A 24,766-nucleotide genomic window follows, 5' to 3' on the forward strand; every position below is an offset into this window, starting at 1 on the left:
GCGTTCAGCTTCAGCCGCTGGCGTTCAGCTAAACTTTCCTGTCCATGAAAGGCAAGGGCTGGATATGGCGCGCCGCGGGCGATGGATTCGCCCGCGCCTCCGTGACATACAGGTTCGATGAGCGTGCACAGAGATTCGCAACTCGACATGTTTGCCAAGGCTTCGCCCGCAATGGCCGAAGCACGCGGCCCATCGCGCCGGCGGCCGTCACCGCCGGCCCCCTCCGCTGAAGACATGGCGCGCGCACTCGAGGAGAGCGGCAATTACCGGATCCTGAGGAAACTCGCCCCCCGGCCGGTCGCGGCGGCGAGACAGCCTGGATTTTCGCGGCTCGGCGTCATCCTCGATACCGAGACAACGGGCCTCAATCACCGCAGCGACGAGATCATCGAAATCGGCGCCGTCGCCTTCACCTTCAACGATGACGGCGCGGTCGGCGATGTGGTCGGCATCTATGGCGGCCTGCAGCAGCCCTCCAGGCCGATCCCGCCCGACATTACCAGGCTGACCGGGATTACCGACGCCATGGTCGAAGGACAGGTCATCGACATTGCCTCACTGGGTGCCCTGATCGAACCGGCGGACCTCATCATTGCCCACAATGCCGGGTTCGACCGGCCGTTCTGCGAGGCATTCTCACCCATTTTCGCCGGCAAGGCCTGGGCGTGCTCGGTTTCGGAGATCGACTGGAGCGCCCGCGGCTTCGAGGGCACGAAGCTCGGTTATCTCGTCGGCCAGGCCGGTTATTTCCACGAAGGCCACCGAGCGGTGGACGATTGCCACGCGCTCCTGGAGATTCTCGATCGACAGCAAGGCGACGGTGAAAGCCCCTTCGCCGAGCTGTACCGCGCCAGCCAGCGCTGCCGCATCCGCATCTTTGCCGAACACAGCCCATTCGAGATGAAGGATCACCTGAAGGCAAGGGGCTACCGCTGGTCCGACGGAAGCGATGGCCGCCTCAAATCCTGGTGGATCGAAGTCGGCGAAGACGATCTCGGTGACGAGCTTTCCTTTCTGCGGTCGGAAATCTACCGGTGGGAGGCCGATCCGCCGCTCGTCCGGCTGACGGCCTTCGACCGCTTCAAAGCCTGACGTCGACCGCTGCGCTTTAGAACCCATGCAGTTTTCGCATAGGTGCAGTGATGCATTGGCGCTGCAACAACCGAGGGTCCCGTATTATATACAGCGCATCGAAGCAAACGAAGCGCCAAGGACTGGCAGCTAGGCTTCGAAAGCCCACGGAAAGGGGATCATCATGAACGTAGCACGCTCTTTCAACAATTGGCGCAAGTACCGTCAGACGGTCGCTGAACTGGGCCGTATGTCCAACCGCGAACTGGACGACCTTGGCATCGGCCGCGGCGACATCCGCAACGTTGCGCGCGCAGCGATCGCCCGCTAACGACCAGATAGACACCATTTTCGAGACTTGCCCAGCGCCTGCTTCCTCCCGAGCGGGCGCTTTGCTTTTGGCGTTTGGCCGTTAAATGGCGAGATCCCCGCTTTTCGCATAACGCATAGCTGCCCTGCAAAGAAATGCCTATCATCTGAGCAGGAAATAAGTATGATTATTTCATCGAAGCGATGCACCTCCTCCCGCATCCCTTCGAACATGCAGGCGCCCATCCTCCTCCCAGGGTCGCTTGCGGGAACGGCAGCACTCCTCCTCCCAGCTGTCGTTCGGTTTTTATCGAAAGCCTGCCGCACCTCCTCCCGCGGCAGGCTTTTTTCGTTTCGGCCGAGGAGTGTCCGGCCGCGCCGAAAGCGGCCGCTGGCGATTGCTTTACGTCTGCTCAGCCAAGTCCCGGACAAACCTGTTGACACCAAACTTGTCGTACAACTATGTAACCAAACGGATACCGCCGCAGCGGAAGACGCCTGACGGATGGGCTTGCGCAATAGCGACGATGCGTGACGACAACGAAGCTGAAGGAAAATTGACATGCAGATCGACGTGAGGCACGCCTCGCACCCCGAGGCCGTGCGCGAATACGACACCGAAACGCTGCGGCGTCACTTTCTGGTGGAGACCGTTTTCGCAGGCGGCGAGATCCGGCTGACATATTCCCATTACGACCGGATGGTGATCGGCGGCGCCACGCCGCTTGGCCCCGCGCTGACGCTGACGGCGCCGACGGCGATCGGACAGGAAACCTTCCTCGCCGAGCGTGAACTCGGCGCCCTGAACATCGGCGGCGCCGGCCGCATCACCGTCGACGGCACGAGCTACGACCTGGCCAAGTATGACTGCCTCTATGCCGGCAAGGGCTCCAAGGACATCAAGTTCGAGAGTGCCGATGCTGCCAATCCGGCGAAGTTCTATCTGGTCTCGACGCCGGCGCACCAAGCGCACCCGACCGTGCTGCTCACCCGCGAGAAGGCGCGCCACCTGACGCCGGGCGAAGCCGCGACGGCGAACAAGCGGTCGATCTATCAGTTCATCCACCCGGAGGTCTGCCAGTCCTGCCAGCTCACCCTGGGCCTCACCATGATTGAGCCGGGCAGCGTCTGGAACACCATGCCGGCGCATACGCATGACCGGCGCATGGAAGCCTATCTCTATTTCGATCTCGAAGCCGACCAACGCGTCTTCCATTTCATGGGCGAGCCGCAGCAGACCCGGCACATGTTGGTCGCCAACGAACAGGCCGTCATCTCGCCGCCGTGGTCGATCCATTCGGGGGCCGGCACCAAGAATTACAGCTTCATCTGGGCGATGGCCGGCGACAATAAGAGCTTTACCGACATGGATCATATCGCCATTGCGGATCTGAGGTGAGCACCGTGGCAAACCTCTTCGACCTCTCCGGAAGAACCGCCGTGGTCACCGGCGCCAATACCGGGATCGGCCAGGCCATCGCGGCCGCCCTGGCCGAGGCTGGTGCGGCGATCGTCGCGGTCGGCCGCTCCTCGATGGAGGAAACCGAGGCACTGGTGAAGCAGGCAGGAAGCCGTTTCCATGTCATCAAGGCCGATCTCGGCACGATCGAACCGGTCAAGGGGATCGTCGCCGAGACGACCCAGACATTCGGCGGCCTCGACATTCTCGTCAACAATGCCGGCATCATCCGCCGTGCCGATGCGCTCGACTTCACCGAGGAAGATTGGGACGCAGTGATCGACGTCAACCTGAAGACGGCCTTCTTCCTGTCGCAGGCGGCCGGCCGCCACATGGTCGAGAAGGGCAAGGGCAAGATCATCAACATCGCCTCGCTGCTCTCCTTCCAGGGCGGCATTCGCATCCCCTCCTATACCGCCTCCAAAAGCGGCCTTGCCGGGCTCACAAAGCTGCTCGCCTGCGAATGGGCCGGCAAAGGCGTCAACGTCAATGCCATCGCGCCCGGTTATTTCGTCACCAACAACACGACGGCGCTGCGTGAGGATCCCGATCGCAACGCCGCCATCCTGGCCCGTATTCCGGCCGGGCGCTGGGGAACGCCGTCCGAACTTGCCGGTGCCGCCGTGTTCCTGGCGTCGCCCGCATCGGATTACGTGCACGGGACGGTGCTGCCCGTTGACGGCGGCTGGCTGGCGCGGTGATCGCTTTCGCCGACTGACGAAGCACAGGGTCTCGGCTCGCGTCGTCTTTGCCTTTCCGGCCGGCATGCGCTAGCAAAAGCATACCGGCCGGCGCAGCCGCCCCGAAAGGCAGGGATTTGACAAGGGATGACGGACAAGGACAACGCGCTTTCCAGCACCATTCGCCAGCCGTCGAACCTGCGCAGCAACCTTGCCGATACGCTGATGGCGCAGATCGAGTCCGGCGACCTCAAGCCGGGCCAGCGCCTTCCCACCGAACAGGCGATCATGGCGGCGACCGGCGTCAGCCGCACGATCGTGCGCGAGGCGCTCGCCACCCTGCGCGCCAAAGGACTAATCACCACCCATCAGGGCCTTGGGGCTTTCGTCTCGGACGATCCGACACCGAGATCCTTCTCCATCATTCCGAATGACCTGCAGTCGATCGATGAGGTCCTGCGGGTGCTGGAACTGCGCATGGGGGTCGAATATGAGGCGGCCGGTCTTGCCGCGCTGCGGCGCACGCCGGAAGATATCGACCGGATGCAGGACCGGCTCGATGCTCTCGACAGGGCGCTGGAAGAGGGCGGATACGGGGCAGAGGAGGATTACGCCTTCCACCGGTCGATCCTGGTCGCGACGCAGAATTCCTACTACGGCCGCCTCTTCGATACGTTCGGCAATATCATGGTGCCGCGGCAATGGGCGCGTTTGGACAAGATGACGGCTGCGGAGCGCAAGCGCCATGCCGCTCGCATGCGCAGGGAACACCACGCCATTTTCTCGGCGATCCGCGACGGCAACGAACCTGCCGCGCGGCGCGCCATCCGGAGCCATCTGTCGAAAAGTGCCGCCCGCTTCGAGGAACTGCGCGACGCCAGCACTTCGTCCTGAACAGTTACACCTTCGGCTTCATCAGTCGCCGCCAGGCGGCGTGATCGGTCTGCAGGGCAACGGCGGCATGCGCCGCAGGCAGAAGCGGCTTGCGCCTGCGCCGGCCGAAGCGCCGCTTGAAGCCGAGGATATTTTCGACGAAACTCCTGGCGTAGAGGCCAGGTCCGCTCGAATAGATGCGCCAACCGCCGTCGACGGCAATCTTTCCGGTCTTGGCGCGCGCCCATTGCGCCGCCGCCTGATAACGGTCGGGGAAAGCCGCGTCGCTGCTGCTGAAATAGGTATTGCGCTGGCGCAGAGAAGCATGCGGCAAGGCCGTCGTGACGGCGATCGGATTGACGACTGATATCGCCTTCCACAGCTCCTCGGCGGAAGTCTCCAGCGCCAGCGTTTCGCAATAGCGCAGATGCGCATGCACATACATCAGCCCGATCTCGCGGCCAAAGAAGGACGAGGATTCGGCCCGGCGAAACAGTGTTTCGGGCCCGCCGGAATAGGTCGCCGGCCTCTCCATCAGCCGCACGCCATCGGGGAAGAGCAGGTGCTCTTCGATCAGCCGCATGTGATGCCGCCTCTGCGCCGGCGTGAATAGCTTGCCGAGCATGGCCTGCGTCATCGAGATCAGCGAGAAGGAAAGGCCGGTGCGTTTGTCACTCGGATGCAGCAGCAATTCGACGCCGTCATGGGCCGGATCGAAGATGCCGTAGCCGGCGACGACGCCGTCACGCATGAGATGCCTGTTGAAATCCCGTCGCATTGCGGTTGCGATCTTCCTTAGCGCCCTGGCCTTATCATCAAGGCCGAGGCGGCGCAGAATGGCGGAATACCGGACGATCTGCTCATAAAGCAGAGCAACTGTCCAGCTGCTGACCATCCAATCGCGCAGATGCGGATCGGCCGGCTGCAGTGAATCGTTCCAGTCTCCCTCGCCATAGCGGATCAGATGCGTTCCCGGGATGAACTGTGTGCGGACGGTCTCGAGCAGCTTCTCGACATGGGTGGCGATGGCATCGGCCACGGGCGCCTTCTGCATGGTCTTTTCGTCGCGCCAGGAGACCTTCTCGTCGAGGATGGCGAGATCGCCGGTCGCTTCGATATAGTCGCAAAGCGCTTTCAACGGCCACACGATGACGTCGCCGTGACTGTCGCTCGCCCGGATGTTGGCATAGGGCTCCAGCATGAACCATTGCGGCCAGTCGCCTTTTTCCAGATATTGTTCGCTAAAGACGGTCTTCACCACCTCCCTGGCTTCGCGGTCGTGCTCATAGGCGAGCAGGAATTCGATCGGTCCCTGGCAGGCGTCGCGCGTGCCCCAGGCAGCACCGGTGTATTGCTCCAGGCCGTGCGGCACGCTCAGATGCACGATGGCGTCATGCGCGAGCCAGGGCAGGAGGGTCGCCTGGGCAGCGAGGTCGGGCGAAGGGCTGTCGATCCTCATGCCGCGCACGGCGTTGCGCCAGAATGCCGATGCCGGCGCAAGCATAGTCTCGTCGGTGACGCCGCCCTCGTAACGCTGCGCCAGCCGTTCGGCCTCTTCGGCATCGGTCATCGATCCGACGACGGCAAAGGAGAGCGCCCGCGTCGACCGGGACTTCAGCGCGACGAAAGCACCGTTGCGTCCAACGCCATCGACATAGAGCAGTTCGTCGCCGCCGATCTCCTCGATGGCGTCAGGCGTCGAACTCACCAGCCAGTAGACGGCATCGGGATAACGCTCGCCCCAGAGCCAGGCAGGGTCCGGCCGGAAAGAGATGCGTTTGCGCGCGGAATCGAATTCGATCTGCCCGCCAGCGTCATACTCGCGCTCCCCGAGCACGATATGGCCAAACACCAGGAAGCGGCACGGCTTGCCCTCCACGGAAACGCTCCACTGCATTGCCGCATCCTCGCCGGAAGCGACCGCCGTGACGATGATCCTGCGCTCCGGGCACTGATAGATCCAGCGGCAGTCGCTCAGTGCCATTTCGAAAGCCGACGGCACCGCCAGAAGCTGCCAGCCCGCGCCGAGATCGGCCATGATGCGCAGTCCGCTGGCGCGCGTCAGATTGTAGGGATCGCGCGACACCGAAAAGAGCTTGTGGAAGGACGTATTGCCGATCGTCAACTGCGCGGCGAAAATTCCTTGCATCCAGCAGCTGGCGGCAAGGGTGGTATCGTCGAGCAGCATGTTTTGGCCGCTCCGCACGATGGCGCCATGGCGCCGCGCGACGACGAGTTCCTTGTCACGCAGGACGACGTGGCGGTTGAGGACGCCATCGGGCATGAAAAATGAAAGAAGCTTTCCGTGCGCGCGCTCTTCGAGGCTCCGCTCCGCGTAGAGCTGTCGGATCGCCTTCAGGTCCAACGCCTCGGCCTCCAGCAGGGGCGCATCCTGGAGCAGGCTTCGAACGGCCGCGGCCCCCTCCGGATCGGCGGTTGCACTCTCCGGTGCCGCGATACCGTCAAGCCGCGAAAGGTCGGCATCGCTCGAGGCCTCGGGATGATCGGCGGCGAACAGGGCAACGAAGGTGGCTGTCGCGCCGTCTGCTGACACGGAAAGCGGCCTCGACTGAATGGCGGGACATGCCGTCTCCTGCTGCCGCCGTTCGCCCGGAAGGCTGCTGCCGAAGGGCCCGACCAGATGGTCGCCCTGCCGGTGCTTCGCCTGCACCAGCTGGATCGCATCCGTGGCGTAGGCGGCCGCGCCATCGAAGCATCCCTGGACGAGCCAGGGATTGCGGGCGCCCGACTGCTTGAGATTTTGCCGGTTCATGACGACCGGGCCGAATGTCTCGTGATCGGCGATATGGTGATCGACATATTGCGAAGCATAGGCCTCGCTGTTCATCAGGAAGCCGCGATCGCCGAGACCGACGTCCTGGACGAGCACCAGATCCACCGGCAGCGTTCCCTTCTTCGGATGCTTGAGCGAGACGCGCCAGAACCAGGCCGTTTCGGAAGCATGAAGCTCGAGCCGGACGGTGTAGCTGATATCGGCGGCCATGCCGCTCCAGGAAAAGCTCGTCGCGTCGTGCCCGAAGCGGCCATCGGCACGCGGGCCGACGATCTCGACGACATCAGGCTTGGCCCCGCCGATGCGCAGATAAAGGCGACTGATGCCGCCGTAGAGCGGCGAGCCCTGGATCTGATTGATCTGCACCGCTCCCTTGTCGTCGGCATATTCGATCGCAAACAGCGTGCCGTTCGGCAGCGCCGAGATCGACAGGCCGGAACCGTTGCTGATCGCAAGGAGACCCAACTCTTCGCGTCGTGGCATTTGCAAACTGCGCTTGAGGTTCTGGGCCATTGAGATCTCGTCGATTGATATCAGAGGGGAATCAAAGGATGGCGTAAAAAGATTGAGAGAAATCTTACCGGTGATGGGAACACCGACAAGTTGCCGCGGCTGATAAACTCACATCAAAGTGCTACCGAAACTCGCCTAAAGCGGAACAGAGTCAGGCAGAGCGGATTAGAAAACGAAAATATAACGGCGGTGCAAATTGCTACCGCCACTTCTCGAGGAGAAATCCCGACCGTCCTTGAACGGGATCCGTATCGGGCAGCGGTACTGACGAGATTTTCGCCAACATTTCGCTTGAAGCAGCCGAAGTCTGAATGTCGGCATGCTGCCCCTTGGGATAGGCCCCGATGACCTCGAACTCCGCCGTGCAGCCGAGATTTTGGTGCCCGGTTCCGGCTGGAAGCACCAGACAGTCTCCCGCCGCGACTTCGATCGCTCGACCGCCGGGACCGCCGATCAGCAGTCTGGCGCTGCCACGTGCAATGCCCAGCACTTCATGAGCACCGGAATGGTAGTGCTGATAATCGAAGACACCGTTCGTCCAGATGCCGGTCCAACCGTTTGTCGCGAAGCGACTTTTGAAATCACGAGGTCCACCATCGGCAAAAACATTCCGGTAAAGCAACACAGGAAGGCGCGAGTTGTTCGGAACCCAGTCGCTTTGCTCGAAAATAATCGACTCAGTGTTCATGCTGAATTCCCCACGGTAGGCGATGATGACCTCAATACGATAGTCTGCGAGCCATCGGTGCTGGTGAGCGAGTTCGATGCGTTTCCCCCATTGAACTCATCTCCGCTGATGGCTTCAAAAGGCTAAACTTTGGCGGCCGTCGGCGGTTCCTTCACACGCTGGAGCCTCGGTACGCGAAGCGGTGACTGTCGCTCGTCTTGTTCCAAGGAACGGTTCATTGCGTATGCACCGCTGTGTATGCATGGGTATTTGAAGCTTGCCGTGTTGGCGAAGATTGAAGCCCACAGCCCTTCGAACTTTTTGCTTGGCGAATTGGCTTAACGCTAGGTAAGACCCCTCTTTTTGAAAGAGGGCACATGCAAAAATTATTATCGATTCTATTCAGCTCAGTCATCGTGGCGGGAACCGCGCACGCCCAAGCGAGAGTCCAGGCCACCCACAGCGACCGCCTGATCGAGAGCTATCGCGCGTATATCGGCGACGCTGATCTTTATAATTCAAATGGGGCGAGACTTACCCAGCCCTAGCAGATCATCCGACAAGACAGGGCGAATTTCCATCAGTATCATGTGCGCGATCATGACGATCAATCAGACTCATTCTTTGCCGATCCGGCAAATCGCCAAGCTCTGGAGCAGATGCTTCGGAACGGAACGATGACGCGAGAGGCCGCCAATATGATCCTACGTGGCAATGTATGGATTGACGTTGATATCTACGGTAACCAAGGAACCGGTCGATGGATCGACGTTTCAGTATCCGATTGATATTTCCCCAGGTCTCATACCGGAAACGGCCGCCTGGCGAAGGGGACTGAGAGCAGGGCGCAGCCGGTCAGAACGGCGACGACCATCCAGGCTTCGTTGATCGCCTGAACGCTGGCCGCTGTCTGGACCAACGGATCGAGCGTCGCCATGGTATCCGCATCGAAGCTGCCGCTATGTCGTGATATGATCTCGGCAGGTGCGCCGACAAACGTGGCCGCCTCGATGTCGCCGGCCTGGAGGCGTGCCCAGAGGTTTTGTCCCAGCGGCTCCGAGCGTGTGTAGATGATGGTGTCGATCAGCGCAATGCCGATGGCGCCGCCGAGATTGCGCATCAGATTAAAAAGCCCGCTCGCATCGGGAACGCGATCGGCCGGAAGCGTGCCGAGCGCCAGCCGCGTCGGCGGCAGCAGGCAGAACATGATGGCGATGCCGCGCACCACCTGCGGCCAGAACATCGCATCGTAATCCGAGCGCGGATCCTGAAACGCGCTCATACCGACGCCGATCGCGAACAGGGAGAAACCGGCTGCCGACAACAGTCGCGCATCCATGCGCTTTTCCAGCGCGACGGCGATCGGCGCGGTGATTAGCTGTGCGATGCCGGTGACCAGCATGGTCACGCCGATCTCGAGCGCGTCGTGTCCCCTGATGAAAGCGAGAAAGACCGGCATGAGATAGACCGAGCCGAACAGGCCGATGCCGAGTATGAAGCTCAGAACCGAGCCGACTAGAAAATTCCGATCGCCGAAATTGCTAAGATCGACGATCGGCCGGCCTCGGCGCAGTGTTCGCGTGATGAACGCGCTCCCCGAAAGTAGGCATACGGCCAGCAGGCTCAGCACATAGGCCGAGGTCCAGCCGCTGGTCGGCGCCTCTTTGAGACTGAGTTCCAGCGCTGTCAGCGCTGCCGCCATCAAGAGGAGCGACAAACCGTCGAGATGCCTGAGTTCGGATGGATCGGCTGCCTGCTTGGGAAGGAAGCGCGCCGCCACAACTGCCGAAGCAAGCCCCGGAAGAATGTTGATCAGGAACAGCCAGTGCCAGGAATAGGTTTCGGTCAGCCATCCGCCGACGATCGGGCCGACGGTGGGCGCAAGCACCGCAAGCACGCCGGCAATCGTCGTCGCAAGCGCTTGCCGCATATCTGGAAACAGGATGAACACGGCTGAAAAGACCGAGGGGATCAGCGTCCCGCCGGAAAAGCCCTGAAGCACCCGCCAGGCGACCAGCGCGCCGAAGCTGCTGCTGGCCGCACAGCCGGCGGACGCAGTCACGAACAGGGTTATGGCGACGACGAACAGCCACCGCATGGTCAGAAGCCGCGTCAGCAGGCCGGTGAGCGGGATGGCGATCACTTCGGCAATCAGATAGGCCGTCTGTATCCAGCTCATCTGATCCGGATCGATGCCCAACGCCGACTGGATGGTCGGCAGCGATGTCGCCACCACCTGAACGTCGAGGATCGCCATGAACATGCCGACGCACATGGCCAGGAAGCCGAGCCAGACGATGGCGGGCCTTCCATCAGGACGAGCAGCTTCAAGTCGTTCCGACATGCGAGGATCCCGCCAGCGCGGCAATGTCTGCATCGGTGAGAAATCTAGAGCCTTCATGATTGCGATCGAAACGAGCGCCATGTCAACCGGCAGAGCGAGGAGATCGTCACCAGCCGGGCGTTAGTCGCTCATGCCGAAACGCGACCGAGCCTGAGCGGGGATGCCAGGCTCGGTGTTCGATCGGCGAATTTGGGCCGGACGTTCTATGCGCCCGGCTCCCTTTGCGTCGGCCAGGATTAGCCGCGGAAGAGCGACAGGATGTTCTGGGACGACGAATTTGCGATCGACAGCGACTGGATCGCCAGCTGCTGCTGGGTTTGCAGGGCAGAAAGCCTGCTCGACTCCTCCTCCATATCGGCATCGACCAGCCGGCCGACACCCGAATCGATCGAATCCGAGAGTGCACCGACGAAGTCTTCCTGGAGTTCGATGCGGGTCGAGATCGAACCCAGCTGTGCACCTGCCGACGTCATCGCCGAGAGCGCCGATTCGACGGTTGTCAGCGCCGACTGGATCTGGCCGAGTGTGAAGTTGGTGATATCCATCGAGTAGACCGAGCCGGTCGCGCCGGACGACGTGCCGAGAATGCCGGTGGAGGTTTCGATCGAGCCGCCGCTCATGCCGAACAGCACATTGCCCATCGAAGCGGTATCCAGAGCATAATCCGTCATTTTCACCGAAACGGCGCCGGAGCCGTCGCGGACGAAGGACGATACGACGCTCACGGTTCCATCAGCGCCGGCGACCCAGTTTTCGCCGGAGAAGGAAGCCGACTGAGCGATGCTCATCAGCTGCTCCTGCAGCTGGCTGATTTCTTCCTGGACCTTGGACTTGTCGACACCGTCTTCGGTCGCGGCCACGAGCTTGGCTTTGATCTCGTCGACGACGTCGATCGCGCTGTCCATTGCCGTGTAAGCCGTATCGACCTTTGCCGCACCGAGGCCGAGGGCGTCGGACACGGCTGACAGCGCCTTGTTATCGGACCGCATCGTGGTCGCGATCGACCAGTAGGCGGCGTTGTCGGATGCGGTGTCGACCCGGTAGCCGGTGGAAACACGGTTCTGTGTCGATTCGAGATTGGAATTGACGCTGCGCAGCGTCTGCAGGGCTGCCATCGCGGAATTGTTGGTATTGATGCTGGTCATGGAAATGTCGCCTGATTCGGAAGTTGGATGTGTTGCATCCCGGGGACATCCGGGCCGTGGCGAGCAGCCTCATGCTTATCGATCCCTCTTCGGGGTGGTCAATTCGCCACTGTTGAGCCAATTATGGTACTTAAAGGTACTTTAATCGTTAACGCAAACGGCGAAGCCATTATTTTTTCCCAGATTACGGCACCCCGGCGATCCCGTCGGCAGAATTTGTCCTGATGCCGGCCAGCAGAAATTCCGGGTGGCCGATTGACGGCCCGGCGGGAAACTGGCTATCACTATTAAATCAATTTGATTGACTTCAACCGCCGCTCCCATCCCGTGGCCGTGCAGAAACGTCCAAAAAAACTCGTTGTCCTCAAGGAAGAGTGACCAATGTCGACACCGCGACCGAATGCCCTGCGGCTTGAAACCCTTTGGAACCCGCCTACCGAGGGCAAGGAATTCTCCTATGTCCTGCGCCTCAAGAACCTCGGCAGCGAACCGCTTTCGAATTTTTCCCTGTGCGTCAGCGGTCCGGGCCGCGTCGACCCCGCCGGACGCGTCGAAGGCGCAACGGTGTCGCGACGGCTTTCGAATTTCACCGAATTCCAGCCGCCGGCCAACTTCGTCCTCGGCGCAGGCGAAACCTGGACGATCTCCGTCTATGCGCTCAGCTGGCAGTTCCGCCACTGGACGGACGGCGCGACGAGCGCCTATCTCGCACTGTCCGGCGGCAACACCATCGTGCTCGCTGTCGAGCCGACACGCTCTTCCGTCAGCAATGCGCCGCTGAAGCGCGGTGCCGAGATCTATCCGGTTCCCGTCAACGCGCCCGTTGCGGTGTCGATCATTCCCTGGCCGAACCATGTGGCGGTCGCCTCGCGCCGCCCGCTGCCGGCTGGTTTTGCGCCGCGGGCGCAGAGCCCTGAAGGGGAGGCGGCGGCGAAAAGCTTCGCGGCACTGGTGGAGCATCTCTTCGCCGTCGAGGGAATCGTACGCACCGAGGCCGAAGGCGCGGTTCGTGTCGGCCTGAAGCACGCCGCCGCCTTCGGGCCGGAGGCCTACCGGCTGAGCTTCGAAGAAGAGGCGATCACGATCGAGGCAAGCAGCCGGACCGGCTTCCTTTACGGCCTCATCACGCTCGCCCAGATCTGGCGCGGCGCCAGGCTGCATCCCGGGACCTTCCAGTTTCCGGCATCCGGCGAGATCATCGACGAGCCGTCGATGGGCTGGCGCGGACTGCATCTCGATGTCGCCCGCCAGTTCTACGGCGCAGCCGAAGTCAAGAAGCTGATCGCGGTGCTGGCCTGGAACAAACTCAACCGCTTCCACTGGCACCTTTCCGATGACGAAGCCTGGCGGGTGGAGATCGATGCCTACCCGGCCCTGACAAAGATCGGCGCCTGGCGCGGTCACGGTCTCGCCGTGCCGCCGCTTCTGGGTTCAAGCCCGGCCCGGACGGGCGGCTACTATACGAAGCCTGTCATCCGCGAGATCGTCGCCCTCGCAAAGAACTTCGGCATCGAAATCGTGCCGGAGATCGATATGCCCGGACATTGTTATGCCATGCAGCAGGCGATACCTGAGCTGCGCGATCCGGACGAGAAGGGCAGCTATTACTCGGTTCAGGGTTTTCCCGACAACTGCATCAATCCAGCGCGCGAGCAGACCTATGAGATCGTCGAGACCATTCTCTCGGAACTGATCGAGCTTTTCCCGTTCAAGACGATCCACCTCGGCGCCGATGAAGTTCCCCTGGGCGCATGGTCCGGCTCGCCGGCAGCGCTCGACCGCCTGCGCGCCATCGCCGGCGACGAGGTTGCCGATGCGCATGCCAAGCGGTTGAACGTCGTCACCAACACCCATGGCGCCGACGACATTCACGGCTCGGGCGCCGCCATCCTGCAAGCAGAATTCCTCGAGCGCGTCCAGCGCTTCCTGGCAAGCGAAGGCTGCATCACCGGCGGCTGGGAGGAAGCCGCGCACGGCGACGTCATCGACAAGTCGAAAAGCTATCTCTGCAGCTGGCGCAATGTTGAGGTTTCGGCCGAACTCGCCGAACGCGGCTATCAAATGGTCGTCTGCCCCGGCCAGGTCTATTATCTCGACATGGCGCTGAGGCCGGACTGGGATGAGCCCGGCGCCAGCTGGGCAGGAAATTCGGACGCGGAAAAGCTCTACAATTTCGATCCCGTCGGCGGCTGGACAGCGAGCCAGAAACAGCAGCTGCTCGGCATCCAGGCCTGCATCTGGTCCGAACCGATGACGGACCGCGCTGTCTTCGATCGTCTCGTCTTCCCGCGCCTTTCGGCACTTGCCGAAACAGGCTGGACGAAACCCTCGTCCAAGTCATGGGAACGCTTCAAGGCGCTCGCTGGGCTGATGCCGCTGCTCTATGGATTGCAGGAGTCATAGCGCCCGGCTTCACTGTCGCGGTCGGTAGGCAGAGGGCGTGACGCCTGTGCCGGCCTTAAATGCGCGGGTCATGTGGCTCTGGCTGCTGAAGCCGCAAGCCGAGGCGATCTGCGCGATCGGGTCCGCGCCGCGCAACATCGATTTCGCGCGCTCGACGCGCCGATGGGCCACCCAGCCATGCGGGGACACGCCGTAGCTTGCCCGGAACATCCGCTGAAAATGAAAGGCGCTGAGCTGCCCAATCGCCGCCAGATCCTGCAAGCGGATGGTCTCACCGAGATGAGCCTCGATATAATCCAGGCAGCGGCGCCTGATATGGGGAGCGAGCCCGCCGCTGATCGCGCAGGGGCGCGTCCCTCCATAACGCGGATCAACGAAGAAATCGTTGATCGTCTCAGTCATCGCTTCTTCAGCCAGCAGATGCTCACCCGCTGACATCGCTTGCCTCAGCTGCCGAAGCGTGCGCGCCAAGACGGGTGCATCGGCGAAGGTCACTTCGGAGACAGCCATAAGCCTGGAATCACGGTCGAACGTCTCGGCAAACATCCGGCGCATCTGATCGTCCGGAACATAGAGATGAACGAAGTCGAAAGGATCGGTGATTTCCCATTCGGACGAGTGCCCCTGTGGCATGACGCACAAGGCGCCGGGCCGGCCTCGCGCGGCGGGGCTGCCATCCAGGCGGCGCGTTCCGGCGCCCCCGTTGAGATAAAGGCTGAACGTATGTCCGTCCGGCCGTTCATAGCTCATCCGGTCGCTGCCATTGCTCCAGAGGGCCGCCGACCGCCCGAACCCAAGATCGATCGACTGCGACATCCGCGCCGAGGGCGATGCGGACAAAAACCTGAAAACCGAGAGGCGGCTATCTTTCACCAATTCTTCCCACACCCGTGACGTCTTGCGAACAATACCGGTGGACGGCCGACGTGGCGAGCGGGAACTCCGGGGCGAGAAATTTAATAGCAAGAATCTGCAAGAGACCGGCTCACCGTTCGCCTATTCATGGAGAAAACGAGGATCACTCCATGGCAAATGCCGCTCTCTTCATCGCGACCGTCCTCATATGGGGAACGACTTGGATCGCCATTGCGATGCAGGTCGGTCCCGTGCCGGTCCTGGTCTCGGTCTTTTACAGATTTGCGCTCGCAGCCGTGATCCTCGTCGCCATCCTGGCTTTCATGCGGCGGCTCAACCTCCCTGCCTTGCGCGATCAACCATTCATCCTGGCGCAAGCGCTCTGCCTCTTCAGCCTCAATTTCATCTGTTTCTACAATGCAGCCGGCTTCATTCCCTCAGGACTGATCTCCGTCATCTTCTCGCTGGCAACGATCTACAATGCCGTTAATGCGCGCCTGTTCTTCGGCGACCGCATCACTGGCCGCACGCTTCTCGCAGCGGCGCTCGGAGCCACCGGCCTTCTCTTGCTGTTCGGAGAGGAGGTGGTCGTCGATTTCGATATGGGCACATTGAAAGGGATCGGGCTCGCAGCGCTGGGCACGCTGTTCTTCTCGCTCGGCAACATGGCATCGCGCCGAAACAGCGCGGCCGGAATCTCACCGCTGACCGCCAATGGCTGGGGCATGACTTACGGCGCGATCGTCCTCCTCTTGCTGATTGCCGTGACGCAAACACCGATCGTGGCGCCGCCCGACATCAGCTATCTCACTGCCCTGCTTTATCTCGCGGCAATCGGCTCGGTGATCGGCTTCACCACCTATCTCATGCTGGTCTCCCGCATCGGCTCCTCGCGCGCTGCCTATGCCACCGTCCTGTTCCCGATCGTCGCCCTGTCATTGTCGACAGTCTTCGAGGGCTACCGCTGGAGCGGTCTCGGCCTGATCGGCCTGGGGCTGACGCTTCTCGGGAATGTCGTCATATTTGCACGACCTCTGCCCCGTCGCGTGCGCCAAGCAGATGCGCGGCTGCCGGCAGGCGGGTGAGGGTGTTAGCCGACCGGCTTTTGCAGGACGTCGAAGCGCGGATTGGTTTCCGAAAAAATTGACAGGGCGGCAGCGCCGAGGATCGCCGTATCCTTGCCGGTCATGCCGATCATAACCCGGGGTATCGTCCGCTTTCGGTCGGGATCGATCGGATCGTGCAGCGGCTCGAGCCGCTCGGCAAGCCGCCGCATCAGCGATGTCGATACGCTGCCGCCGAGCACGATGGTCTGCGGATCGAAGGCGAGTTCCAGAAAATCTAGTGTCTGCCGCAGGGGCTCAATGGCCTGATCGAGCCAGGCATCAACGCCTTCGCCGCCTTCGGCGATCAGCGCGTCGAGATTGTCGGGGGAAAGCTCGCCGGCATTGGCAATGCCCATGAATTCGTAAGCGACTGAGGGCGAGATGTAGCGATCGAGGCAGCCGCGCTTGCCGCAGCTGCAGAGCCTGCCATGCGGCTCGACGATAATATGGCCGATCTCGCCGGCATTGTTGCGGCTGCCCTTGTAGAGGTGGCCGTCGAGAAACATTCCGGCGCCGATACCGCCGCCGCCGGCCAGAAACAGATAGACGAAACTGCCGAGCCCCCGGGCAACACCGTGAAGGCGCTCGCCGATCGCCGCCGCCGTCGCGTCGTTCTCGACCAGAACCGGCACTCCGACCCGTTGTTCCAGTGCATGCCCGACCGGAAAATCCTGCCAGCCCGGCAGGCTGTGCGGGCTGAGAGATGTGGTGCCGCCATCGGCGTAGCGGCCGGGCAGGGCGATGCCGATACCAAGCAGCCTGTTCCTGTCGAATGCAAAAGCCTCTTGAAGATCCTCGACGATTGTTTGCAGCGCCGGCATGGCCCTTTGCGGATCGGGCTGTTCGACCAGGTGCTCGATGCGGGCGCAGACGGCGCCCGAGAGGTCCGTCAGAACACCGCTTGCGCGCCGGCGGCCAAGCTCCAGACCGATCGAATAGGCGCCGTGCGGATTGATGGTGTAGGGAATGATCGGCTGGCCTCGCGCCAGCTTCTGCGCCTCGGCCGCAACGAGAAGGTGCGAGCTCTCCAGTTCCTCGACGATGTTCGAGACGGTTTGAGGCGTCAGCGCCGTCATCCGGGCGATGGCGGCCCGCGACAGCGGACCGTGGGTGCGCACAGCCTCGATCACCACGCGCCGGTTGTGAGACTTGGCCTGCTCGAGATTGGTGCCGGAGATCGCCTTCATGTCGCTTTCGAAGCAAGTGAAGCACCACCCTTGTCACAAGACGGATGGCGATGAAAGGCACATTCTTTGAACTGATTATCGAAGCTCGGCGTCGGCAGGCGCAACGGCATTTCGTCTCTGCAGCAGGGCGAGGATCGTGATCCCCGACAATCCGGTGACGGCGCTCAGCATGGCGGTCCCGGAATAACCGGTCACATAAGTGCCGGCGGCAAAGACCAGCGCCCCGATGCCCGCGCTGGCAAAAACGTTGACGGAGATCAGTGCGCTCCCGAGCCCCGGCCGGTCGGCGATGAGATCCTGCAGATAGGTGATCGGGATACTGATGATCGCCGCCGCGCCGATGCCAGCGAGCAAGGTGAGCGCGTAGAGATGCCACGGCGCGGAGGCAAAACCGAGAAGGCCAAGGAAGACGGCATAGATGATGGTGCCGGCGGCAAGCGCGGTCATCTGACCCGCTTCCCGCGCAATCCGCGACCAGACGATGATAAAGACGATCTCGAGCAAGGCGACGATCCCGACCAGAATGCCGACATCGCTAAGTGCGCCATGAGCTGCGCCGGTGGCGATCAACGGCAGCAGGGCGTCGTTGAGATGCAGCGTGCTGGTGATCAGCGCCACCCCGATGATATGCGCCGAAATCCCAGGCGAAACCACCTGCCGCAGGGCGCCGAGATAGGAAAGATGGGCAACGGTGGCGATCTCCGTTGCCGCTCGCTTCGGCAGGGCGAAGAGGATGATGCCCTGGCATAAGAGACAGGAGATGGCGGCAAAGAGGTAGGCTGGCAGCATGCTCGATGCGCCCGAAAGCAGAAGGCCCGTCATGCCGGGGATCAGCACCCAGGAGAGCGAGATCATGGCGCGCACGCCTGAGTTGGCCGTCACCATGTCGTCCCGGCTCATGCCCTGCATCGCCGCGCGCGCATTGGCAAACAGCAGTGAATTCAGCGCCCCATAGATCGGGAGCGGCAGCAGCGCGCTGATGACGAAGACGGGCACGCTTGGAAAGGCATAGACCATGCCGTAGCCGGCAATGCCGAAGATGCAGGCGCCGATCATCGCTGAACGGTATTCGCCGAGCCGGTCGGCGAGATTGCCGAGCAGAACGCTGATGATCACATTCACCGCCGCCGAAGCAAAGGCCAGGAAGGAATAGAGACCGTCGCTTAAGCCCAATTCGCGGATGCCGACGATCGAACGATAGGGCGCGGTCATCGCTCCCGCCATGCCGAAGGTGAAAATGGCGATCATGCTGGCGCGGATCGCCGGATTGCGGAAGACGTCGGGAAAGAGGCGGCTCATGAAATCATCAATCGTCAGGGAAATCGGCAGGCGCAGCCGCGGCGGGCAGTCCCGAAGGTCATGTCATGCATCGCGTCTCTAAAAAACGAAGCCCTGACAGTCAGTAATGTTCGGATTGGGAAAAGGTTCTCGCCAGCTCGGCCTGGCCGGCCGTAAGGCCGCAATCCACCGGCAGGCAGATGCCCGTGATCGCTGCGGCGAGCGGCCCGGCAAGGAAGGCCACGGCATTGGCAACATCCTTCGGATCGACGACGCGCTGCAGCGGATACCAGCGGCGCGCCTCCTCGAACACGTTTGGATTGGCCCTCGCGCGCGCTTCCCAGGCCTGCGTCTTCACCGTGCCGGGTGCGACGGCATTGGAGCGAATGCCGAACTTGCCGTATTCCACGGCGACCAGCCGGGTGAAATGCAAGAGGCCCGCCTTGGCGGCGCTATAGGCCGGATGCCCGAAAACGTTCATGCCGTTGACCGAGGCGATGTTGACGACGGAGCCCTTCGAGGCCTTCAACATCGGCTCGAAGGCGCGGAAGCATAAAAACGCCGCTTCGAGATTGAGCGCATTATCGGCCCGCCAGATCTCTGGCGTTGTATCGTGCAGGCTGGTGGCGCGGGCGGCCCCGGCATTGTTGACGAGGGTTCGCACGACGCCGCTGCCGGCAGCACGTTCCGCCAATCCGGCAATGCTCGCCTCGCTGGTCACGTCACATCCGACGGCGACGAAACGCTCCTCCGGTCCGAGTTTCGAAGCCGCGGCGGCAGCGGCAGCCGCATCGATATCGGCAAGCAGTACGACATCATGGTCATCGGCGAGCCTCGCGGCAATCGCCGCGCCGATATCGCCTGCAGCGCCGGTCACGACGGCGATCGATTGGGTCATTGATTGTCGCTCCCGTTCATATGCTTCAATCTCCAAGCAATTGCCGGTCGTCGCCGTCGCGGTGAAGGACGAGCTGCTGCTTGATGCGCCGCAGCGTCACCGTCGCCTTCGGCTGAATGGCGTAGGCGATGAGGCTCGACAGGATATCGACCATCGCGATGTAGGCGATGCGCGTCGAGGTCGGGCGGTAGATATTGTTGCCTTCGGGAAGATCGATCGGTACGACGATTTCGGCGGCCTTGGCAACCGGGCTTTCCGTCTGGGTCAAAGCGATCGTTTTCACCTTGGTGTCGCGGGCAAGCTCGAAGGCCCGCACCAGCTCCATATTGCGCCCCGAGAAGGACGAGCCGATCAGCACGTCGCCAGGTTTCGCCGCGGCCGCCATCATCAGCTGCATGCTGTGGTCGGAACTCGCCGTGATGCGAAGGCCGAGACGGAAGAGGCGGTTCTGCAGCTCATCGGCGATCATCGACGAATTGCCGCCCGAGCCGAAGGCGTAGATCATGTCCGCCTTGGCGATATGGGAAACGGCGGCTTCGATAGCGGCAAGATCGAGCGACCGATGCAGGAGAAAGAGGGCGTTCTGGGCCTTGGTGATGATATCCTGGGCGACATCGGCCGGATCGGTGCTTTTCGATTCCGGCTTCAGATAGCGCACGCCGATATGAGCGGTGCGGGCAAGCTGCACCTTGAAATCGGAAAAGCTCTCGCAGCCCAGCCGCCGGCAAAAGCGCGTGACGGTCGGCGGCGACACCTCGGCCCGCTCCGCGAGCTCGATGATCGAGGCGTTTACGGCGAATTCGAAGTCGTTGACGATGATCTCGGCGATGCGGCTTTCGGAGGGAGAGAGCCGGCCCTTGTCTTCCTGCAATGTCGAAAAGATATCCAAACCCGCTCCCCCGATGGTATCCGCTAATCACCCTTCTTCTTATAGGCCACGCAGTCGATCTCAACCTTGCAATCGACCATCATCGACGATTGCACACAGGCACGCGCCGGCGGATGCTCGCCGAAATACTCCTGATAGATCTTGTTGAAGGTCCAGAAGTCGCGCGGATCGTCGAGCCAGACGCCGACGCGCACGACATGCTCGACGCCGTAACCGGCTTCCTCCAGGATCTCAAGAACATTGGCGATCGTCTTATGGGTCTGGGCGATGATGTTGCCGTCGATGATCTCGCCATCTTCCATCGCAACCTGGCCGGAAACATAGAGCCATCCGTCAGCTTCGACGGCGCGCGCGAAGGGCAGCGCCTTGCCGCCGGCGCCGGTTTGAACAGTGCCATAGCGCTTGATAGGCATTCTCACGTCCTTGCAAATTATTTTCTTGATAAGTTGACAAGTGACCATAGAAAGCAGAATTTGACCAGTGAAAAACGCCTTTTATGAAAAGAATTTCAATCCGGGGCAGCCATGCGCGATCCATTCCAGAATCCTTTCCCATCCGATAGCGCCCGCCACGCGATCTGGGAGATGCTCGTTCCCCGCGATATCGATGCCTTTCTGGCCGCCGATTGGTCGATGGTGGAGCATGACTTCGTGGAAGATGGCTTCATCGGCATCGATGGCCGCAAGGAGACAAACCCCGACAAATGGCGGCTCGCTTTCCCGACGCTCAAAGCCTACCGCGACGAGTGGCTGAGGCAGGCGGAGGATTTCGCCAAACAGAGCTTCGCTGAAGATGCGCGCACAGCGATCTTCACCACGACGACGCTCAAAGATATCGAGATCGAAGGCGACACGGCGCTGGTTCGCAAGAAATTCGACGGAGGCATTACCAAGGCGGACGGCACCCGCGATGTCCTGCAATGGCAGACGCTTTATTACTGCCGGCTTCACCAAGGACGCTGGAAGATCTCAGGTTTCACCGGCTACCTGCCGAACCCGATGGGTTGAAGCGGAGCCGATAGAAGAAGGCCACTTTCTTGCGCATTTTCACGGCAGCACTGGCGACCGAGACCAACACCTTCTCCCCGATCTGCGTGGATCGCCGCGCCTTCGAAGCCTCACTCTATGCCCCGCCCGGCCAGCATCCCGAAACGCCGACGCTCTGCACCGCGCCGATCACCGTCGGCAGGCGCGTCGCCAAAGAGAAGGGATGGGAGCTGATCGAGGGAACCGCCACCTGGGCCGACCCCGCCGGCCTCGTCAACCGGGCCACCTATGAGGAACTGCGCGACGAAATCCTCGGGCAGCTCAGGGCGGCAATGCCTGTTGATGCCGTCGTCATGGGCCTGCACGGCGCCATGGTGGCGTCCGGATATGAGGATACGGAAGGCGATCTTCTCCAGCGCATGCGCGAAATCGTCGGGCCTGACGTGCTCATCTCAGCCGAACTCGATCCGCACAGCCATTTGACCGCAAAACGCGTCGCAGCGCTTGATTTCGCCGTCTATTTCAAGGAATTTCCGCATACGGACTTCGTCGACCGCGCCGAAGATCTCTGGCGCATCGCTGTGGAAACGCTCGAAGGCCGGATCAAGCCAGTCATGTCGGTGTTCGACTGCCGCATGATCGATGTCTTCCCAACCTCGCGCGAACCCATGCGCTCCTTCGTCGACAAGATCTTGCAGATCGAAAAGGACGACCCCGAGATTCTCTCGATCTCGGTGATCCACGGTTTCATGGTCGGCGACGTCCCCGAAATGGGAACGAAGCTGCTTGTCGTGACCGACAACAAGCCGGAAAAGGGCGCGGCGCTGGCGCGCGAACTCGGCCTTGAACTCTTTTCCAAGCGCGGCACCTTCATGGTCCCGCAGATCGACGAGAGGCAGGCCGTCGCGCGCGCAATGGCCGCGACCACATGGCCCGTCGTCATCGCCGACGTCTGGGACAATCCGGGCGGTGGCACGGCAGGAGATGCGACTGTCATTCTCGCGGAGCTCATGGCCCGCGGCGTCACGAGCGCCGCCATCGGTACCATCTGGGATCCGGTGGCCGTGCAGATTTGTTTTGCGGCGGGCGAGGGGGCGGAGATTCCGCTGCGCTTCGGCGCCAAGTCAGCCCCCGGCACCGGCAATCCCGTCGACGGCACCGTCAGGGTCGTCAAGCTGGTGAGGAATGCCGAGATGCAGTTTGGTGAGAGCCTGGTGCCCTTCGGTGACGCCGCCCATATCGTCCTCAACGGCATCGACATCATTCTCAATTCGACCCGCTCCCAGAGCTTCGATCCAAGCCTGTTTTCGGTGATGGGCATCGATCCCGCGGAGCAGAAGATGCTGGTGATCAAATCCACCAACCACTTCTTCGCGTCATTCTCGAAGATTGCGGCGGAAATCCTTTACTGCTCCGCCGGAACGCCTTATCCCAATAATCCGGCGACGACACCATACCGGCGGGCGCCGAAGACCATCTGGCCGATCGTGGCCGATCCACACGGGACAGAACGCGGAGCCGCCTGAATGCATGACAATCGGTTTGCCGTCGTTGCCAAGGCCGGTGACCGGATCGCCGATCTCTCGACGCCGCGTCCTGTCATCGACGAAGACCGGCTGGCTGCAAACATCGCCCGCGTTCAATCCTATATGGATCAGCATGGGCTGAACTTCCGCCCGCATATCAAGACGCACAAGATTCCGGCACTCGCCGTCGCACAGGTCGCCGCCGGTGCCAAAGGCATCAACTGCCAGAAGGTCACGGAAGCCGAGGTCTTTGCCGCAGCCGGCTTCGGCGACATCCTCATCACCTTCAACATCCTCGGCCAGCAGAAGCTTGAGCGCCTCGCCAGGCTGAACGAGAAAATTCCAGCCCTGAAAGTCGTTGCCGACAGCGAAGTGACGGTCGATGGGCTTGCCGCACATTTTTCCGGCCACAAGCCGCTGACGGTGCTTGTCGAATGCGACACCGGCGCCGGCCGCTGCGGCGTTCAGACGCCCGAGGGGGCGGCCTCGCTCGCCAAGCGCATCGCCGCCGCCGACGGCCTCACCTTCGGCGGCATCGTCACTTATCCGAAGCCGCAATCGGCCGCCGCCGTGGAAGCCTTCATCACTGAGGCGGTAAACCGCCTGCAATCGGAAGGCATAAGCTGCCCGATCGTCAGCAATGGCGGAACGCCGAGCCTGTTCGAGGCGCATCTCGTCAAGTCGGCCACGGAACACCGCGCCGGCACCTATATCTATAACGACCGCCAGATGGTGCGCATGGGCCATTGCACCGAAGACGATTGCGCCATGCATGTGCTGGCGACTGTCGTCTCCCGCCCCACCGCCGACCGCGCCGTCATCGATTCCGGCTCAAAGGCGCTGACCTCGGATCTCCAGGGCTTCAGCGACTACGGCCTGATCGTCGGCTATCCCCAGGCGCGCATCACCAGCCTGTCGGAAGAACACGGCGTGATCGATCTTTCGAACTGCACCGGCCCCCGGCCGCAGATCGGCGAGAAACTCTTCATCATCCCGAACCACACCTGTGTGGTCTCCAACCTGTTCGACATGATGGTCTTCCACCGCGGCGGCGTCGTCACCCGCGTCGAAGAGGTCGCGGCTCGCGGGCTTGTCTGGTAGGAGCCGGTTTCGCGGAGAAATGGCCCTGAACGCAGCGGGCCTGGGCTATTGATGGGGTGCTCGCAATCTGCGTATCAGCAAGACAGCAGTCGCTGGTTGTTGCAAGCGTGCGCGCGGAGGATGACTTCGTCGCATCAATTGCGAACATAGGCTCTAAGCGCGATTCTCGACTTGGGTCGACAGCGAACCAGCGACTGTTACACAATCGATTGTCAAAGCTGCAGGTCGTTCCGCGTTTGCTGAAATAATGGCTTAACTAGACAGGATCAGACCAGTAACCTCCTTTGCCCATATATAGGTCGCCCGGACCCGTGCCATTGGTCCGCGGCAGCAGACACTCCCGAGCGTGCCTATCCGGTTCAGACCTTGATAGACTTGCCTACGGCGACCAGATCGGGAGACGACTTGGCGTTGATTTTAACGACCTGATTTTCCCGTCCATTTTTTGAAGGAACTTTGTTGACCGAAGCGCGCTCCTGAATGAACCATACTCATCTCGATCATACGTATCGACCGCCGCGTCGTAGAAGATGTCGACTGCCTTCTTCATGTACTTTCGGCGTCGAGCACGACGATGTGGTCTGCCATCGTCATGGCCTCGACCTGGTCGTGCGTTACATAGATCATCGTTTCCTTCAACGCCCTGCACAGCTTGGCAAGCTCGATACGCACATCGGCGAAG

20 protein-coding genes and 2 pseudogenes are annotated in these 24,766 nt (G+C 61.7%); 11 read left to right on the plus strand and 11 right to left on the minus strand.

The window, feature by feature from the left end; translation table 11 throughout:
* Positions 1-117: 117 nt before the first annotated feature.
* The 5 genes from PH551_RS22690 to PH551_RS22710 all read left to right on the plus strand — a co-directional run bounded on the left by PH551_RS22690 (position 118) and on the right by PH551_RS22710 (position 4,413).
* The gene (locus PH551_RS22690; RefSeq protein ID WP_285195115.1) at positions 118-1,092 is read left to right on the plus strand and encodes a 3'-5' exonuclease; all 975 of its coding nucleotides are present in this window, start codon (positions 118-120) and stop codon (positions 1,090-1,092) included.
* A 163-nt stretch (positions 1,093-1,255) separates the two neighbouring features.
* On the plus strand, positions 1,256-1,402 hold the full coding sequence (locus PH551_RS22695; RefSeq protein WP_085781186.1) for a DUF1127 domain-containing protein: 147 nt from the start codon (positions 1,256-1,258) through the stop codon (positions 1,400-1,402).
* Between the two features lie 540 nt (positions 1,403-1,942).
* Positions 1,943-2,779: a 5-dehydro-4-deoxy-D-glucuronate isomerase gene (gene kduI, locus PH551_RS22700; protein ID WP_085781185.1), complete on the plus strand. Its 837-nt coding sequence runs from the start codon at positions 1,943-1,945 to the stop codon at positions 2,777-2,779.
* Complete coding sequence (kduD, locus tag PH551_RS22705) at positions 2,776-3,540, plus strand: 2-dehydro-3-deoxy-D-gluconate 5-dehydrogenase KduD (RefSeq protein WP_285195118.1); 765 nt, start codon at positions 2,776-2,778, stop codon at positions 3,538-3,540. The genes kduI and kduD overlap by 4 nt, the downstream gene beginning before the upstream one ends.
* A 126-nt stretch (positions 3,541-3,666) precedes the next feature.
* Positions 3,667-4,413, plus strand: a complete 747-nt coding sequence (locus PH551_RS22710; RefSeq protein WP_221138888.1) for a FadR/GntR family transcriptional regulator — start codon at positions 3,667-3,669, stop codon at positions 4,411-4,413.
* Between the two features lie 4 nt (positions 4,414-4,417).
* On the opposite strand, the gene PH551_RS22715 is transcribed toward PH551_RS22710, so the two are convergent.
* Positions 4,418-7,699, minus strand: a complete 3,282-nt coding sequence (locus tag PH551_RS22715) for a GH36-type glycosyl hydrolase domain-containing protein (protein ID WP_285195120.1) — start codon at positions 7,697-7,699, stop codon at positions 4,418-4,420.
* 199 nt (positions 7,700-7,898) lie between these two features.
* Entirely contained in the window at positions 7,899-8,387 is a 489-nt protein-coding gene (locus tag PH551_RS22720) for a cupin (protein ID WP_285195122.1), read from the minus strand.
* A gap of 356 nt (positions 8,388-8,743) precedes the next feature.
* On the opposite strand from PH551_RS22720, the pseudogene PH551_RS22725 reads away from it, so the two are divergent.
* Positions 8,744-9,154, plus strand: a pseudogene (locus PH551_RS22725) (hypothetical protein).
* 14 nt (positions 9,155-9,168) lie between these two features.
* Here PH551_RS22725 and PH551_RS22730 read toward each other — a convergent pair.
* On the minus strand, positions 9,169-10,710 hold the full coding sequence (locus tag PH551_RS22730) for a DHA2 family efflux MFS transporter permease subunit (RefSeq protein ID WP_285195124.1): 1,542 nt from the start codon (positions 10,708-10,710) through the stop codon (positions 9,169-9,171).
* A 236-nt stretch (positions 10,711-10,946) separates the two neighbouring features.
* Positions 10,947-11,855 (minus strand): flagellin N-terminal helical domain-containing protein, encoded by a 909-nt coding sequence (locus PH551_RS22735; protein ID WP_097601370.1) that lies wholly within the window; start codon positions 11,853-11,855, stop codon positions 10,947-10,949.
* Positions 11,856-12,236: 381 nt separating this feature from the next.
* Here PH551_RS22735 and PH551_RS22740 point away from each other — a divergent pair, with 381 nt between their 5' ends.
* Complete coding sequence (locus PH551_RS22740; protein ID WP_285195126.1) at positions 12,237-14,258, plus strand: beta-N-acetylhexosaminidase; 2,022 nt, start codon at positions 12,237-12,239, stop codon at positions 14,256-14,258.
* Positions 14,259-14,267: 9 nt separating this feature from the next.
* Here PH551_RS22740 and PH551_RS22745 read toward each other — a convergent pair whose 3' ends face one another.
* Positions 14,268-15,131, minus strand: a complete 864-nt coding sequence (locus PH551_RS22745) for a helix-turn-helix domain-containing protein (RefSeq protein ID WP_176536398.1) — start codon at positions 15,129-15,131, stop codon at positions 14,268-14,270.
* A gap of 152 nt (positions 15,132-15,283) precedes the next feature.
* Between PH551_RS22745 and PH551_RS22750 the strand changes: the two genes are divergently transcribed.
* Complete coding sequence (locus PH551_RS22750; RefSeq protein WP_285195128.1) at positions 15,284-16,198, plus strand: DMT family transporter; 915 nt, start codon at positions 15,284-15,286, stop codon at positions 16,196-16,198.
* 5 nt (positions 16,199-16,203) lie between these two features.
* Here the strand turns inward: PH551_RS22750 and PH551_RS22755 are convergent, their stop codons facing one another.
* The 5 genes from PH551_RS22755 to PH551_RS22775 form a co-directional block, all read right to left on the minus strand.
* Positions 16,204-17,406, minus strand: coding sequence for an ROK family transcriptional regulator (locus PH551_RS22755; protein WP_285195129.1), 1,203 nt, complete (start codon positions 17,404-17,406; stop codon positions 16,204-16,206).
* A 75-nt stretch (positions 17,407-17,481) separates the two neighbouring features.
* On the minus strand, positions 17,482-18,705 hold the full coding sequence (locus PH551_RS22760) for an MFS transporter (RefSeq protein WP_285195130.1): 1,224 nt from the start codon (positions 18,703-18,705) through the stop codon (positions 17,482-17,484).
* A gap of 100 nt (positions 18,706-18,805) precedes the next feature.
* Complete coding sequence (locus PH551_RS22765) at positions 18,806-19,582, minus strand: SDR family oxidoreductase (protein WP_085781176.1); 777 nt, start codon at positions 19,580-19,582, stop codon at positions 18,806-18,808.
* A 25-nt stretch (positions 19,583-19,607) separates the two neighbouring features.
* A complete protein-coding gene (locus PH551_RS22770; RefSeq protein ID WP_085781175.1) occupies positions 19,608-20,471 on the minus strand; it encodes a MurR/RpiR family transcriptional regulator in 864 nt (287 codons plus the stop codon).
* A 23-nt stretch (positions 20,472-20,494) separates the two neighbouring features.
* Complete coding sequence (locus PH551_RS22775) at positions 20,495-20,884, minus strand: RidA family protein (RefSeq protein ID WP_085781174.1); 390 nt, start codon at positions 20,882-20,884, stop codon at positions 20,495-20,497.
* 111 nt (positions 20,885-20,995) lie between these two features.
* Between PH551_RS22775 and PH551_RS22780 the strand changes: the two genes are divergently transcribed.
* The 3 genes from PH551_RS22780 to PH551_RS22790 are packed head-to-tail and all read left to right on the plus strand — an operon-like array spanning position 20,996 to position 24,084.
* Positions 20,996-21,478, plus strand: coding sequence for a hypothetical protein (locus PH551_RS22780; RefSeq protein WP_285195132.1), 483 nt, complete (start codon positions 20,996-20,998; stop codon positions 21,476-21,478).
* A 29-nt stretch (positions 21,479-21,507) separates the two neighbouring features.
* A complete protein-coding gene (locus tag PH551_RS22785; RefSeq protein WP_285195134.1) occupies positions 21,508-22,983 on the plus strand; it encodes a M81 family metallopeptidase in 1,476 nt (491 codons plus the stop codon).
* The gene (locus PH551_RS22790; RefSeq protein WP_285195135.1) at positions 22,984-24,084 is read left to right on the plus strand and encodes a D-TA family PLP-dependent enzyme; all 1,101 of its coding nucleotides are present in this window, start codon (positions 22,984-22,986) and stop codon (positions 24,082-24,084) included.
* Between the two features lie 558 nt (positions 24,085-24,642).
* Here the strand turns inward: PH551_RS22790 and PH551_RS22795 are convergent.
* Positions 24,643-24,762, minus strand: a pseudogene (locus tag PH551_RS22795) (ABC transporter ATP-binding protein); the annotation flags it as partial.
* Positions 24,763-24,766: the final 4 nt, after the last annotated feature.

It is taken from the genome of Rhizobium atlanticum (genome assembly GCF_030182485.1).
Classification (GTDB): domain Bacteria; phylum Pseudomonadota; class Alphaproteobacteria; order Rhizobiales; family Rhizobiaceae; genus Rhizobium.